Origin of the sequence: Candidatus Pelagibacter communis, assembly GCF_001180205.1 — a bacterium.
GTDB lineage: Bacteria > Pseudomonadota > Alphaproteobacteria > Pelagibacterales > Pelagibacteraceae > Pelagibacter > Pelagibacter ubique_O.
Window position 1 is genome coordinate 1 of sequence record NZ_CVSU01000072.1, and the last position, 555, is coordinate 555.

Genomic DNA, 555 nt, shown 5'->3' on the forward strand with positions numbered 1-555 from the left:
TATCTCCTTATTGATTGATAAAGAAAGCTCCCCTAGGAGGAGGGGCTTTCTCTTAATATTTTTCTGAATGATTATAACATATTCTATGTAAACTTCAACTATGCTGAAGAACACCTATCTAATTCTATATTCAGTACATTTATTTATAGGTAGCAGTGATATATCAATTTTAGAAAAGTATCTTGGAGTATATTCTTTTGCCAGCTTTTGATATTGTATGCAGATATGAAATTCAGGAAATTGAAAATACCGTTAATATGGTTAAACGGGATATTACAAATAGATATGATTTTAAAGGCACTAGTACGAAAATTATTTTAGATAAAAAAAATGCAATTATTAAAATTGAATCAGATTCTGAAATGCAGCTAGGTTCTATTAGAGATATGTTAGAAAAGCGTGCTATTGGAAGAAAGGTAGCGCTAAAAACATTCATTATTCATGATATTGAAAAAGGATCAGGTATGTCAGTAAAACAGAAGATTGAGCTTAGAGAAGGTATTTCCAGGGATAATGCAAAACGAATTAACAAACTAATTAAAGATTATAAAATTA

At 28.8% G+C, this 555-nt stretch carries 1 protein-coding gene; it reads left to right on the forward strand.

The genetic code is table 11. The features are described 5' to 3' along the window. Positions 1-197: 197 nt before the first annotated feature. On the forward strand, positions 198-555 hold a 358-nt coding region (locus AMO08_RS02830; protein WP_143323802.1), incomplete at its 3' end, for a nucleotide-binding YajQ family protein.